Annotated in this window: 11 protein-coding genes; 7 read left to right on the forward strand and 4 right to left on the reverse strand. The window is 43.8% G+C overall.

What is annotated here, in order from left to right; translation table 11 throughout:
• Positions 1-165: 165 nt before the first annotated feature.
• Complete coding sequence (locus M3090_RS14295; protein WP_262918951.1) at positions 166-672, forward strand: HXXEE domain-containing protein; 507 nt, start codon at positions 166-168, stop codon at positions 670-672.
• Positions 673-765: 93 nt separating this feature from the next.
• Here the strand turns inward: M3090_RS14295 and dnaB are convergent, their stop codons facing one another.
• Together dnaB and proS are read right to left on the reverse strand one after the other, a co-directional pair.
• Positions 766-2,325, reverse strand: coding sequence for a replicative DNA helicase (dnaB, locus tag M3090_RS14300; protein ID WP_249057453.1), 1,560 nt, complete (start codon positions 2,323-2,325; stop codon positions 766-768).
• A gap of 244 nt (positions 2,326-2,569) precedes the next feature.
• A complete protein-coding gene (gene proS / locus M3090_RS14305; protein WP_249057456.1) occupies positions 2,570-4,063 on the reverse strand; it encodes a proline--tRNA ligase in 1,494 nt (497 codons plus the stop codon).
• A 423-nt stretch (positions 4,064-4,486) separates the two neighbouring features.
• Between proS and bioA the strand changes: the two genes are divergently transcribed.
• The 6 genes from bioA (at position 4,487) to M3090_RS14335 (ending at position 11,443) form a co-directional block, all read left to right on the forward strand.
• A complete protein-coding gene (gene bioA / locus M3090_RS14310) occupies positions 4,487-6,745 on the forward strand; it encodes an adenosylmethionine--8-amino-7-oxononanoate transaminase (RefSeq protein ID WP_249057457.1) in 2,259 nt (752 codons plus the stop codon).
• Complete coding sequence (locus tag M3090_RS14315; RefSeq protein ID WP_249057458.1) at positions 6,742-7,977, forward strand: aminotransferase class I/II-fold pyridoxal phosphate-dependent enzyme; 1,236 nt, start codon at positions 6,742-6,744, stop codon at positions 7,975-7,977. The genes bioA and M3090_RS14315 overlap by 4 nt, the downstream gene beginning before the upstream one ends.
• A gap of 6 nt (positions 7,978-7,983) precedes the next feature.
• Positions 7,984-8,649, forward strand: coding sequence for a DUF452 family protein (locus M3090_RS14320; protein WP_249057459.1), 666 nt, complete (start codon positions 7,984-7,986; stop codon positions 8,647-8,649).
• Entirely contained in the window at positions 8,634-9,398 is a 765-nt protein-coding gene (gene bioC, locus M3090_RS14325; RefSeq protein WP_249057460.1) for a malonyl-ACP O-methyltransferase BioC, read from the forward strand. The genes M3090_RS14320 and bioC overlap by 16 nt, the downstream gene beginning before the upstream one ends.
• 148 nt (positions 9,399-9,546) lie before the next feature.
• A complete protein-coding gene (gene bioD / locus M3090_RS14330; protein ID WP_249057461.1) occupies positions 9,547-10,197 on the forward strand; it encodes a dethiobiotin synthase in 651 nt (216 codons plus the stop codon).
• A 73-nt stretch (positions 10,198-10,270) separates the two neighbouring features.
• The gene (locus M3090_RS14335; RefSeq protein ID WP_249057463.1) at positions 10,271-11,443 is read left to right on the forward strand and encodes a glycosyltransferase; all 1,173 of its coding nucleotides are present in this window, start codon (positions 10,271-10,273) and stop codon (positions 11,441-11,443) included.
• A gap of 28 nt (positions 11,444-11,471) precedes the next feature.
• Here the strand turns inward: M3090_RS14335 and M3090_RS14340 are convergent, their stop codons facing one another.
• Positions 11,472-12,716, reverse strand: a complete 1,245-nt coding sequence (locus tag M3090_RS14340) for an ABC transporter permease (RefSeq protein WP_249057464.1) — start codon at positions 12,714-12,716, stop codon at positions 11,472-11,474.
• A gap of 6 nt (positions 12,717-12,722) precedes the next feature.
• Positions 12,723-13,922 carry a pyridoxal phosphate-dependent aminotransferase gene (locus tag M3090_RS14345; RefSeq protein WP_249057465.1) on the reverse strand — a complete coding sequence of 400 codons (1,200 nt, stop codon included), beginning with the start codon at positions 13,920-13,922 and terminating at the stop codon, positions 12,723-12,725.
• Between the last annotated feature and the right edge of the window lie 176 nt (positions 13,923-14,098).

The raw sequence follows: 14,098 nt of genomic DNA on the forward strand, positions 1-14,098 counted from the left end.
TTGCTACCATAGATATATGAATCAATATAAGCAATCGTAACGAGAGCTTTTGCCATCTTCTTATAACAGCTCTTATTATCTATAATGACCAGTACGTTTGTCTAGCAAGGAAAACACAAAAGTATTGAAATTGAAACTTCTTTCAAAACAAAAATACAAAAACGAATGATTTTGATATTGATATATCTACTTCCTATCCTATTCATGCTTCATGAATTTGAGGAAATGATTATACTACCTCCATGGGTTAAGAAAAATGAAAACGATTTGTACCGAAGGTTTCCAGCATTGCGGTCAAAGTTTTCATTTCTGAAAAGTCCAGTATTCGGCATTACTGTGTGCGAAGAGTTTATTATTATAAGTGCTTGTACAATAGCTACTATCGCCACAGAAAACATATTATTTTGGTATGTTTGTCTACTGGCTTTCAGTCTGCATTTCATTGTCCATATCATACAATTTTTTATTATTCGGAAGTACATACCGTCCATTGTCAGCATGATATTATGTCTGCCTTATTGCATCAAGGCAATCGGTGTTACTTATAGACAATATTCCTTTGCAGAAAGTATCTTATTAGTGGTTTTAAGCCTAACTATTTGTATAACCAACCTTTACTTAATGCAAAAAGTAACGCCCAAAATTTATAGATGGATTACAAATAAGATATAACGTAAATAGAAATTGACTTCATATTTCCTGTTACATAAAATTACTTAACCAACATGATTAAAGCAAATTGTAATTCTCGCAACGCATAAACAATTAAAAAGGTACCGTCTCATCATTCGGAGAGCTAAAAGGATTAACAGATATATCATTCAATGCTGGTGGAGGAGGAACAGAAGAAGTAGCAATAGAAGCATTCATGCTTGAACCACGCATCACCCCTCCTCCATCAGTCGGTGGTGGAACCATATTATTATCACAATTCTCAAAACGGGTATATTGGCCGATGAAACGCAAACGAACATCTCCCACTGCACCATTTCTATGTTTAGCAATGATGATTTCTGCTATGCCACGTAAATCAGTGCCATCTGCAGAGGTATATATTTTATAATATTCTGGACGATGAATAAAACATACCATATCAGCATCTTGTTCAATGGCTCCCGATTCACGCAAATCACTCAATTGCGGGCGTTTCCCTTCTTCTCCTTCTCGATTTTCCACACCACGATTTAACTGGGAAAGAGCAATAATAGGAATATTCAGTTCTTTAGCTAACCCTTTCAACGAACGTGAAATAGTGCTTACTTCTTCTTGTCTATTGCCATATGACATACCACTAGCATTCATCAACTGCAAATAGTCGATGATTATCAGCTTGACCCCATGTTCACGAACCAAACGACGTGCTTTGGTGCGCAATTCAAAAACCGATAAGGACGGAGTATCATCTACATAGAGTGGTGCATCCAAGAGGTCGCGCAATTTGTAATCCAACTGTTGCCATTCATAATCTGCCAATTGGCCACTCTTAATTTTCTCACTCGGTATTTCGCAGACATTGGATATAAGACGATTGACCAATTGCAAATTACTCATCTCCAGCGAGAACAAAGCCACCGGATTATGATAATCCACAGCTATATTTTTGGCCATGGAAAGCACAAAAGCCGTCTTACCCATAGCCGGACGGGCAGCAATGATAATCAAATCTGAATTTTGCCATCCAGAAGTCATTTTATCTAATTTAGTAAACCCGCTTTCCAAGCCGCTCAATCCGTCAGTCCGCGCGGCAGCTTTCTGAATTTGCTCAAGAGCTTGTGATATAACAGGGTTAATCTGAGTATAATCCTTCTTTAAGTTCTGCTGAGAGATTTCAAAAAGTTTTCCTTCCGCTTCTTGCATCAAATCATCTACATCCAGAGTTTCATCAAAAGCTTTAGTCTGTATGTTACTCGTAAAGGTTATTAGTTCACGGGCCAACGCTTTCTGAGCTATAATACGGGCATGGTACTCAATATGTGCCGAGGATGCGACTTTGCTGCTAAGCTGAGCTAAATAAAAAGGGCCACCCACCTCGTCCAATTCACCACGTTTAGTCAGTTGTTCCTTGACAGTTAGTATATCCACCGGCTTTTGATTGAGAGCCAAATCTGTAATAGCTGCATAAATCAACTGATGGCGGTGTTCGTAAAATGATTCTGGGCGCAAGATCTCGCTCACCAATGAATATGCATCTTTTTCTATCATCAAAGCTCCCAACACGGCTTCTTCCAATTCGGGAGCTTGCGGCTGAATACGTCCATAATCATTTACCGACGGGGAATTTTTACTCCTGCTAGAACGAGGTTTCCTATTACTGTTTTCTGCCACGAACTAAAAAATATTATTTATTAAAATAACTTGTACTTATTCACTTCGTAAAGTTCTTCGATTTCGTTTCACTTCACTCTGCATAAACATTAACCAGATTCGTCCGTACTTATTCTTTGAAGTACGGACAATAAACCTGAAGTGCGAACTTATAGAGGCCCTAAATATAGTATTCAAATCATTGATGGACCTACTACAATTCCACTAACGATATTTTTATTATCAAGTCACATGCTGTCAACGTTCAATAAGAACGTGCAAAGATGACGCGACAAGAAGAAGGTTTACCTGTAACCATACATCTGCCAGGTTCCTTATCGCCCGGCAAGAAAGTATCAAATGGGATACAACGTATGGTTGCTTTTGTTTCTTCTTTAATGCGCAACTCTGTTTCTGTCGTGCCATCCCAATGTGCCAATATAAATCCACCTTCTTCTATTTTCTCCTTAAACTCATCGTAAGTATCTACGCTCGTAATGCGGGCATCGCGATATGTCTGTGCTTTTTTATAAATGTTTCTTTGAATATCTTCCAGCAAATCTTTTACATATTGTTCAATTCCATCGCAAGTACGAGTCTCTTTTTCCAGCGTATCCCGACGCATCACTTCTATCGTATTATTTTCCAAATCACGCCCCCCCATTACGAGACGTACAGGCACTCCTTTCACCTCATAATCAGCAAACTTGAAGCCCGGACGCTTGTTGTCGGCATTATCATACTTGACACTGATTCCCATATCCTTAAGGCGAGCAACAATTCCAGACACTTTTTCATCAATTTGATGCAGTTGTTCCTGACTCTTATAAATAGGAATAATGACAACTTGAACAGGAGCTAAATGGGGAGGTAAGACGAGACCATTATCATCAGAATGTGTCATAATAAGAGCTCCCATCAAACGAGTAGATACGCCCCATGAAGTTGCCCATACATATTCCAACTGGTTGTCTTTGTTAACAAATTGCACATTAAAAGCTTTAGCAAAGTTCTGGCCCAAGAAGTGTGAAGTACCACTTTGCAATGCCTTACCATCTTGCATCATTGCTTCAATTGTATATGTATTAAGAGCCCCGGCAAAACGTTCGTTGGCAGATTTTACACCTTTAATAACCGGTACAGCCATGTATTTCTCTGCAAAATCAGCATAAACATTCAACATTCTGACCGCTTCTTCCTCAGCCTCTTCACGAGTTGCATGAGCTGTATGTCCTTCCTGCCAAAGAAATTCGGCTGTACGGAGAAAAAGACGAGTACGCATCTCCCAACGGAAAACATTAGCCCACTGGTTAACTAAAATAGGCAAGTCTCGATAAGAATTAATCCAATTCTTATATGTATTCCAAATAATAGTCTCCGAAGTAGGACGGATAATTAGCTCTTCCTCCAATTTAGCTTCCGGGTCTACAACAACTCCACCTCCATTGGGATCGTTTTTTAAACGATAATGTGTTACTACGGCACATTCTTTAGCAAATCCTTCCACATGTTCAGCCTCACGGCTCAAAAATGACTTAGGAATAAGCAAAGGGAAATATGCATTGACATGGCCTGTATCCTTGAACATTTGATCCAACTGGCGTTGCATTTTCTCCCAAATAGCATACCCATATGGTTTAATGACCATACAGCCACGCACAGCGGACTGTTCTGCCAAATCAGACTTTACCACCAATTCATTGTACCACTGCGAATAGTTTTCGCTCCGCTTGGTTAAATTCTTTAATTCTACTGCCATTTTCTATCTATTTTTGATTATTATCAGTAAAAGCTGGAATGCGAAACAGTTGCATCGCACTCAATTATTGCATTTTTAATAAAAAAAGAGATACGAATCGCGTAAATTTACATTCCTATTAGTTAAGCGTGCAAAAATACGAATTTTCGACCGAAAGCAAACAACTATTAGACATTTATATTACATTTGCACACACTATTCAGAAAAAGATGAGATTTACCTTACAATGCACATCCCTTCCCAAGCTACGTTTCCGCCAATGGAACCGTAGACGTTATGCTGCTTTTGCCAGTATAGGCCGATGTGTAACCATCGGGCATCTGCATCATGATGTGACAAACCGTGCCTTGGACAAACAAATAAGTGCAGGCACAGCTGCTTCTCTATCTGAACATGATTTCTCTGATTTTAATGATAACCCTTATGAAGATACAAGACTTGAAAGAAAAAGTCCTCCGCGGCGGCAACATCACCCCGACGGAGACTCTTTTTCTGGCCACGCAGCCTAAAAAAGACGAACTATATGAAGCTGCCCATGAGATAACTCTCCATATGACTAATCGTCGGATGGAGTTCTGTTCCATTATCAACGCTCGCTCAGGCCGTTGCCCTGAAGATTGTAAATGGTGTGCACAATCAATTCATCATCACACAACAGCAGCACAATACGACCTTTTAGACAAAAACGAATGTTTGCGCCAAGCACGACTGCACGAAGCGCAGGGTATTAGTCGCTTTTCTCTCGTCATAAGCGGACGGCGCCCTTCCCAACGATTATTAGAACGTATTTGTGACACAGCCCGCTATTTACGCCAACATTCATCCATCAGGCTTTGCGCTTCGTTAGGATTAGTAGACGAAGCGGGAATGAAAGCTTTATATAATGCTGGCATCACACGTTACCATTGCAACCTCGAAACAGCACCATCTATATTCTCTACTCTTTGTACAACACATACTCAGCAAAATAAGATAGAAACCCTTTACGCAGCCCGACGTGCAGGACTTGAGGTGTGCAGTGGCGGCATTATCGGCATGGGTGAAACAATGAGACAACGTATCGAACTAGCTTTTAAATTAAAAGAGCTTGACATAAAATCCGTGCCGCTCAACGTTCTTTCTCCAATTCCTGGTACACCTCTGGAACATCAGCCCCTTTTGAGCGAAGAAGAATTACTCACTACCATTGCCCTCTTCCGCTTCATCTTGCCTTTAGCGGATCTGCGTTTTGCCGGAGGTAGAAAACGTTTTTCCGCAGACATACAACGCAAGGCTATGTATATAGGCATCAATGCTGCCATTACTGGAGACCTGCTTACCACAACTGGTTCCACCTCAGCCGAAGACCAACGGCTAGCCCTAAAAGCTGGTTATGAATCGGATGATACACAGATAGATTTACTTCATCTATGGCACCCTTATACTTCTACCTCACATCCTCTGCCTGTATATAAAGTACAAAAAGCAGAGGGAGCAACACTCACCTTATCAAGCGGACAACAACTTATAGACGGCATGTCTTCATGGTGGTGCGCTATACACGGATATAACCGCCCGGAACTTAATCTGGCTGCAAACAGACAGATCACTCAAATGTCACATGTCATGTTCGGCGGCTTGACGCATGAACCAGCCATCGACTTAGCACGATTGCTATTACCTCTTGTTCCACCTAAACTTCAAAAGATATTCTATGCTGATTCAGGTTCCGTATCTATCGAAGTAGCATTGAAGATGGCGATACAATACTGGCAAGCCAAGAGTCTCTCTTGTTCTGACCAGGCACGATTAGCACGAAAGCAAAACTTCGTTACCATTCGCAACGGCTATCATGGAGATACATGGAACGCGATGTCCGTATGCGACCCAATTACAGGGATGCATTCACTATTCGGATCAGCCTTACCTGTGCGCTTTTTCGCCCATCAGCCTCGTTCACGCTATGGAGAAGCCTGGGATGAACATGACATAGATGAACTACGCATGATCATCGAAGCCAATGCCGACACATTGGCAGCTCTTATATTAGAACCCATTGTACAAGGTGCAGGAGGCATGTGGTTTTATCACCCAAATTACTTGGTAGAAGCAGCCAAACTCTGCCGCAAATACGGGCTTCTACTTATTTTTGACGAAATAGCCACAGGGTTCGGACGAACAGGACGTTTATTTGCCTGGGAACATGCAGGAGTACAACCTGATATCATGTGCATAGGAAAAGCCCTTACGGGAGGTTACTTGACAATGGCAGCAGTTTTAACATCTAATGAAGTAGCCGATACCATCTCTGCTTATACACCAGGAGTATTCATGCACGGACCTACATTTATGGGAAATCCGCTGGCATGCGCAATAGCCTGTGCTTCCATCCGGCTACTCCTTTCGCCAGAATATGATTGGGAAAGAAAAGTGCAGTACATTGAACATCAGCTAAAAGAAGAGTTAGCCCCAGCTAAACGACTTCCGCAAGTAAATGATGTACGTGTATTGGGCGCTATTGGAGTCATTGAAATGAAACATAACATAAACATGGCACAAATGCAACGCCGTTTTGTAGAAGAAGGCATTTGGGTACGTCCTTTCGGAAAATTAGCATACATAATGCCCCCTTATATAATAACTCCCGACGAACTCTCTCGCTTAACACATGGATTAATCAAAGTAGTATCTGAAGCAATATGACCAACATATCTGATTTTATGGACAGTCCTTACCGTTTCCTTCAAGCTCGTTTGGATGAGTTAAAAACAGCGAAAAATTTGCGTACATTGTCCCACGCAGATGCCGAGGGACGTTACATCATCAAACAAGGCCGACGCATGCTCAACCTTTCCTCGAATGATTATCTGGGACTGGCAGTCGATATGAATCTGCGGGCAGATTTTCTCCGCCAAATTTCAGTAAAAGATTTCGTACCATCAGCCAGTTCTTCAAGGTTGCTTACCGGCAATCATCCAATCTTTGACGAATTAGAAACGGAGTTAGCAAAGCTATACAATGCCGAATCAGCCTTACTCTTCAATAGTGGATATGATGCCAACAGCGGTATATTACCAGCCATAGCAAACAATGATGATACTTTGATTTTGGCCGACAAGTTGGTTCATGCCAGTCTTATTGATGGGATACGGCTTAGCCATGCGAAATGTATCCGTTTTAGGCACAATGACCTAAACCATCTGGAAAGATTGATTAGTAAAAATGCTTCTTGCTACCGACACATTATTCTTGTAACAGAAAGTATCTTCAGCATGAACGGCGATGAAGCACCTTTACGCGAGATGGTTGACTTAAAACGTCGATATCCGAATATTATGCTTTACGTAGACGAAGCTCATGCTTTTGGGCTGCGGGGCTCCCAAGGGCTGGGATGTTGTGAAGAAGCAGGAATCTTGCCTGACATTGATTTATTGGTGGGCACACTCGGCAAGGCGGCAGCTTCGGCCGGTGCGTTCGTAATATGTGCCCAAACGATACGGGACTACCTCATCAACCATGTACGTCCCTTTATCTTTACGACAGCCCTCCCGCCATTTACCGTGGCCTGGTCTTTGTATATCGTGCACAATCTCCCGCAAATGTCTGCACGGCGAGAACGTCTTTCCTGCATCACCAAGCGTGTGCACCAGGCATTGGCAACGGAACAGGTCAAAGATATATCGCAAAGCCACATCATACCTTTGCTGATCGGAAGCAGCGCTGATGCTATGCTGCAAGCCGACGCCATGCAACGTCATGGTTTTTACCTTCTCCCCGTCCGGCCTCCTACGGTGCCTGAAGGGACAGCTCGGCTGCGTCTTTCACTCCGGGCAGACCTGACAGATGAAGAAACGGAAAGATTGATTGAAGAAGCCACGGCAACCCCGCAGCTCCATTCATACGAAACAGCATCCACACGCACGAATAATTCCTAAGCATCTATGAAATACGAATATATCATACAAGAACAGAACCCACGCTTGCTGTTGTTTTTTGCAGGCTGGGCATCCGACCCGACTCCGTTCCGCCATTACCGTCCCAAGGATAGGGACTTTATCATTTGCTATGACTACCGGACGCTGGAGCATGATTTTCTCCCACCCGGTATTTACCAAAAGGTTGATGTAGTAGGATGGTCGATGGGGGTATGGGCTGCGTCGCATATCGGGTCACAGTTGGGTATACCCATCGGCCACAGCATTGCTCTTAACGGGACTCCTTTTCCCATCGATGCTGAACTAGGTATTCATCCAGACATCTGGCAAGGTACGCTCGATAACCTGAGTTCTGCTTCCTTGCACAAATTTTGCCGGCGAATGTGCCTCGACTCCAACGCCTTCCACCAGTTCCTGCGCATCACCCCGCGCCGTCCGGTGGAAGAGTTGGCCGAAGAGATGCGTTCCATCGAAAAGCAACGTCTGTCTCTTCTCTCTCCCACTTTCCACTGGGAAAAGGCCATCGTTGGGAGCAACGACCGCATCATCCCACCCGGCAATCAATGCAGGACCTGGCAGATGCTCAACGTGCCGTTCTACCAGACAGAGGACGCTCATTACAGTGAACCGATGTTTCACCAATATCTGGAAGAAGTATGGAGAAACAATTGATAGCTGAGCGCTTCGCACGTGCTAGGAAGACATATGATCGGGAAGCCCGTGTGCAATACAAGGCTGCCGAAAGGATGTTACGGCTGCTTCAACCCCATATCAAGCGGACTGGGCTGGATATCCTTGAAGTGGGATGCGGCACAGGCATCTATTCACGGCTTCTGCGCCAGGCGTTTCAGCCATCGGAACTGTGGCTGAACGACCTTTGCCCTGAAATGGAGCAAAGCCTTCAGGACTTGCTGGGACAGCCCCATGTCCATTTCCTTCCGGGCGACGCCGAAACATTGCGCATGCCTCCTCGAATCCATGTCATTACTTCTTGTTCCACATTACAGTGGTTCAGCCAACCGCAGCAGTTCTTCAGACAATGCCAGGACATCCTGCCTCCAAACGGCATTCTGGCATTCAGCACCTTCGGCCCCCAGAACTTACAAGAAATCCGGACCATCACCGGGCATGGGTTGCACTATTTTACTACACACGAATGGGGTGCCATGCTGCCTCCCAGTTTGCGTCTGCGGCATATTTCCGAAGAAACAGCCACGCTGCACTTTCCCACACCTACGGATGTGCTCCGCCACTTGAAACTGACGGGAGTAACGGGCACCGAGAAACGTATCTGGACCCGTACCCACCTGCAAGCTTTCGCCGAAAACTACATCCGCCTCTTCGGGCAGGCCGACGGACAGGTGACGCTGACTTATCACCCCATTTACATTATAGCACAGAAAGCGGATGACGGCTTGTGAGAAACATACTGTAAAATTCCCCGCAAGTAGAGTGACAGCAACCTTCTCCCGAAGTGGCACTTCGGGAAAGCGCCCGTCTGACCTGATTATCCGTTGCAATCCACCGTCCAACCAACATAACAATATATTTCTATAAACACCCTATTATATGAAACAAAATACCCGTATCTACTACATCAGCGGCATCGACACCGATGCCGGGAAAAGTTATTGCACCGGATGGCTGGCACAACAACTCCGCCGCACCGGACTGAACATCATCACCCAAAAGCTTGTACAAACTGGCAACACGGGCAGTTCAGAAGACATAGACTTGCACCGGCGCCTCATGGGACAGCCTGTCTTTCCCGAAGACAAGGAGGGATTAACCGCCCCCGAAATCTATTCATACCCTTGCTCCCCACATCTGGCTGCCCGCATCGACAAGCGCCCCATCGACTTGAAGAAGATAGACCGAGCCACCGACGAACTAGCTCGGCGTTATGACGTGGTGCTCGTAGAATGTGCCGGCGGACTGATGGTTCCACTCACCGATGAACTGCTGACCATCGACCACATAGCATCCCGCCATTGCCCACTTATACTGGTTACTTCCGGTAAACTAGGCAGCATCAACCATACATTACTCAGCTTTGAAGCTATCCAGAAGCGCTCCATCCCCCTGCACACCGTGCTCTACAACCTCTACCCGGAAGTGGACGATACTACCATCCGCGACGACACGATGCACTACCTGCGACAATACGTAGAGGAACATTTCCCTGGCACACGCTTCGACACAGTCCCCGTCATCCGATAAGAAAAAGCAGGCCCGCCATTAAACGGGCCTGCTTTTTTTGTACCTTTGCGCCGACAACAACAGTCTGCACAATATGGTTACACTTACACTTGACAACAGCGAAACGATACTTTTAGCCGCAACAGGCTTTTTCTTTCTCATCCAGACCTGCTTCTATACATGCCTCTACCTGCGCATACCCCGTCACAAGAAAGATGTAGAACAGGGCAAAATCACCTTTGCAAACCATTGCCCCCCTGTTTCCGTCATCTTGTATGCACACGAATCATTTGAACAGATACAGATTTGCCTACCCGCTATCCTGCAACAAGACTACCCACAATTCGAAGTAATCGTCATTACAGACGGAGCAGACGACGGAACCTCAGACTACCTAACCCAGCTCCAGGCAAATCATCCTCACCTTTACCACAGCTTCATCCCAGACTCGTCACGTTATATCAGCCACAAAAAACTGGCACTTACGCTCGGCATCAAAGCTGCCCGATACGACTGGATGGTCATGACCGAAACAGGCTGCTACCCAGCCAGTGACCAATGGCTACGCCTATTGGCACGCAACCTCACCCCAGGCACCGAAATCGTATTAGGATACAACGACTACGAACAAAACAAAGGATTGATTCACAAATACATGTCCTACGAAAACCTGTTCCAAGCCATGCGCTACCTCGGTTCTGCCTTAGCTGGCCATCCCTACATGGGCATAGGTAAAAACCTGGTATATAGCAAAAAACTATTTTATAAGAACAAGGGATTCTCCCAATATCTAAACTTGCTCCGGGGCGACGACGACCTCTTCATCAACCAAACAGCCACGACGAAAAATACGCAGGTAGAAACAGATCCCCGCGCAGTCATGCACCGACTGCTATACGCACAAACTAAAGAATGGAAAGAAGAAAAAATCGGTTATACATCCACCGCCCGTTTCCATAAAGGCCTGCAACGCTATATAATCGGATTCGAAACAACAAGCCGCCTACTGTTTCATGCATGTTGGATCTATACAGCAACCATAGCAATCATCCTGCATCACTGGCTGACAGGAGGTATTTCCATCGCATTTTTCTTAATCCGCTGGATGTTACAAATGTATGTAACAAACAAAAATGCCCGCACAGTAGGCGATTCACAACGCTATTACCTTACTCTTCCCTTCTTCGATATGCTTCAACCCATGCAATCTCTTCGGTGGAAACTGCATTGCCTGTTTAGAAGAAAAAGCGAGTTTATGCGGAAATAAGAACATCTGCACCCTCATTTTACTCCTCTTATTCAAACCGCATGGCATCAGCCGGTCGAATCCGGGCAATCAGATAAGAAGGGCCAAGAAGTATTAATACAGAAGCCAGCAAAGTGCCTGCATTCAACAGAATAAGGTACTTGATATTGAAAGCAATAGGTACTGCATCCATATAATAAGTCTCTGCATCAAGAGTCAACAAGCCTGTGTAATATTGAAGCAAACAGAAACCAAGCCCAATCACATTTCCCCACAACATACCTCGTCCAATAATGAACACGGACAACCACAGAAAGACCCGGCGGATGATACCATTATTTGCACCCAATGATTTCAACGTGCCTATCATCGCTGCGCGCTCAATAATCAGAATAAGTAGGCCGGAAATCATCGTGAATCCTGCTACACCCATCATCAATACCAATATGACCCAAATGTCAACATCAAGAACACCCAACCAAGCAAAAATAGCAGGATTAAGCTGCTCAACATTACGGGCTGTATATTTCGCACCATAACGATCTATACATTTCTCAAGAAAAGAACCAATCTCCCACGTATCATTTTCCAGCACAGCATAATTGTCAAGAATAACCTCAATACCACTTACTTGGCCAGATTGGAAATGATTCAGGCGATTAACAGTATGCAAATCAGTAAAAAGAAAATAACTGTCGTATTCTGCAAAACCAGTACAATAAATACCTACTATGGATAAACGGCGGATTCGGATTTCATTTTCTATATAATATGTATCCAATTTGTCGCCCAAGTTTAACTCCAATTGCTCAGCCATAGCTTGAGAAACGACTACCTGATTAGAGGTAATAGAATCTGTAAAATTAGGAAATTCTCCTCCTATCAAGTGAGAACGCAAAAAAGAAAGGTCATAATCCTGTCCTACTCCTTTCAGCACCATACCTTGAAAAGCTTTTTCCGTTTTTATCATCCCCGGTTTAACCGAGTAACGCTGTATATGCTTTACATTGGGAAAAGCAGCCAATGAGTTAATCAAAGTATCATCGATGCCAATAGCCAGCGGCTCATAAGGTTGCATCTGCTCTAAATTATTAATCTGAACATGCCCGCCAAAACCAACAATCTTATCCCTTACTTCACTTTTGAAGCCTACAATAACGCATACTGCAACAAGCATCACTGCTAATCCAACGGCAATGCCAGTTTTTGCGATAAGCACTGCTGGACGAGATATCTGCCGTCCTTCTTTTTTCTCGCAATATAAACGATGTGCAATAAAAAAAGATAAGCTCATGTTTTTTTACTCTACCCTTTCAGGATAGACTTCCAATGCCTTTTGCAAAACAAAAAGTGCTCGCGTTAGATCTTCTTTTTTTAATGTATAACTAATACGCACCTCATTATGCCCTGTACCTGGCGTAGTATAAAAACCAGAAGCCGGGGCCATAAATACAGTCTGCCCCTCATATTGGAAATCGGAAAGGCACCAAGCACAAAACTTGTCTGAATCATCCACCGGTAAACGAGCAACTGTGTAAAAAGCCCCCATAGGAATAGGAGAATACACCCCAGGAATGCGATTTAAACCGTCTATCAAACATTTGCGCCGTTCCACATATTCATCATACACATCACGCATATATTCTTCATCGACATCCAAAGATGCTTCAGCAGCGATCTGCCCTATAAGTGGAGGACTAAGACGAGCTTGGCAAAATTTCATGACTGCTCGACGAATTTCTTCATTTTTTGTAATAAGTGCTCCAATACGGATGCCACACTCAGAGTAACGTTTGGAAACAGAATCTATAAGCACCACATTTTGCTCAATCCCTTCCAAATGACAAGCGGAAATATAAGGTGAACCTGTATAGATGAACTCACGATACACTTCATCCGAGAAAAGAAAAAGATCATACTTTTTCACTAAATCTCGTATCTGATTCATTTCACGGCGCGTATAAAGATAACCTGTCGGATTATTGGGATTACAAATAAGAATAGCGCGGGTACGCTCATTGATGAGTTCTTCAAACTTCTCTACTTTAGGCAAAGCAAAACCTTCATCAATAGTTGTTGTAACAGAACGAATACGGGCACCGGCAGAAATGGCAAAGGCCATATAGTTAGCATACGCCGGTTCAGGAACAATTATCTCGTCCCCCGGATTAAGGCAAGCTAGAAAGGCAAAGAGCACCGCTTCGGAACCGCCTGCTGTAACGATAATATCATCCGCTGTCAAATGAATATTATACTTCGCATAATAACCTACCAACTTTTCACGATAGCTACGAAAACCAGCACTAGGACTATATTCCAAAACAGAACGGTTAATATTATGAATAGCGTCCAAAGCAACTTGAGGTGTCGGCAGGTCTGGCTGCCCAATATTCAAATGAAAAACATGCACCCCTCGTTGTTTGGCAGCATCAGCTAATGGAGCCAATTTACGAATGGGCGAAGCAGGCATTTCTATCCCGCGAATAGATATAGTTGGCATGATTTATTATCTTTTTAGTTTGTATGTTTAAGCTGCAAATGTAAGCAATATATTCGAAAAAACTACCAAGAGTAAAAGAAAACCTCTAGGCTCAATTATAGGAGCACTTAACAAAATAGATTAAAATATGATTCTATTATTCTACAAAGATATAGCAAACCATTGAATGATCATTT

Source organism: Bacteroides sp. ET71, from assembly GCF_023336905.1.
Lineage (GTDB): Bacteria > Bacteroidota > Bacteroidia > Bacteroidales > Bacteroidaceae > Bacteroides.

Excerpts from the sequence above, each read along its gene's own strand:
- bioA (WP_249057457.1), top strand. The coding sequence starts at position 4,487 with ATGAAGATACAAGACTTGAAAGAAAAAGTCCTCCGCGGCGGCAACATC.
- M3090_RS14295 (WP_262918951.1), top strand. The coding sequence starts at position 166 with ATGATTTTGATATTGATATATCTACTTCCTATCCTATTCATGCTTCAT.
- bioD (WP_249057461.1), top strand. The coding sequence starts at position 9,547 with ATGAAACAAAATACCCGTATCTACTACATCAGCGGCATCGACACCGAT.
- proS (WP_249057456.1), bottom strand. The coding sequence starts at position 4,063 with ATGGCAGTAGAATTAAAGAATTTAACCAAGCGGAGCGAAAACTATTCG.
- M3090_RS14335 (WP_249057463.1), top strand. The coding sequence starts at position 10,271 with ATGGTTACACTTACACTTGACAACAGCGAAACGATACTTTTAGCCGCA.
- M3090_RS14345 (WP_249057465.1), bottom strand. The coding sequence starts at position 13,922 with ATGCCAACTATATCTATTCGCGGGATAGAAATGCCTGCTTCGCCCATT.
- M3090_RS14315 (WP_249057458.1), top strand. The coding sequence starts at position 6,742 with ATGACCAACATATCTGATTTTATGGACAGTCCTTACCGTTTCCTTCAA.
- M3090_RS14320 (WP_249057459.1), top strand. The coding sequence starts at position 7,984 with ATGAAATACGAATATATCATACAAGAACAGAACCCACGCTTGCTGTTG.
- bioC (WP_249057460.1), top strand. The coding sequence starts at position 8,634 with ATGGAGAAACAATTGATAGCTGAGCGCTTCGCACGTGCTAGGAAGACA.
- M3090_RS14340 (WP_249057464.1), bottom strand. The coding sequence starts at position 12,716 with ATGAGCTTATCTTTTTTTATTGCACATCGTTTATATTGCGAGAAAAAA.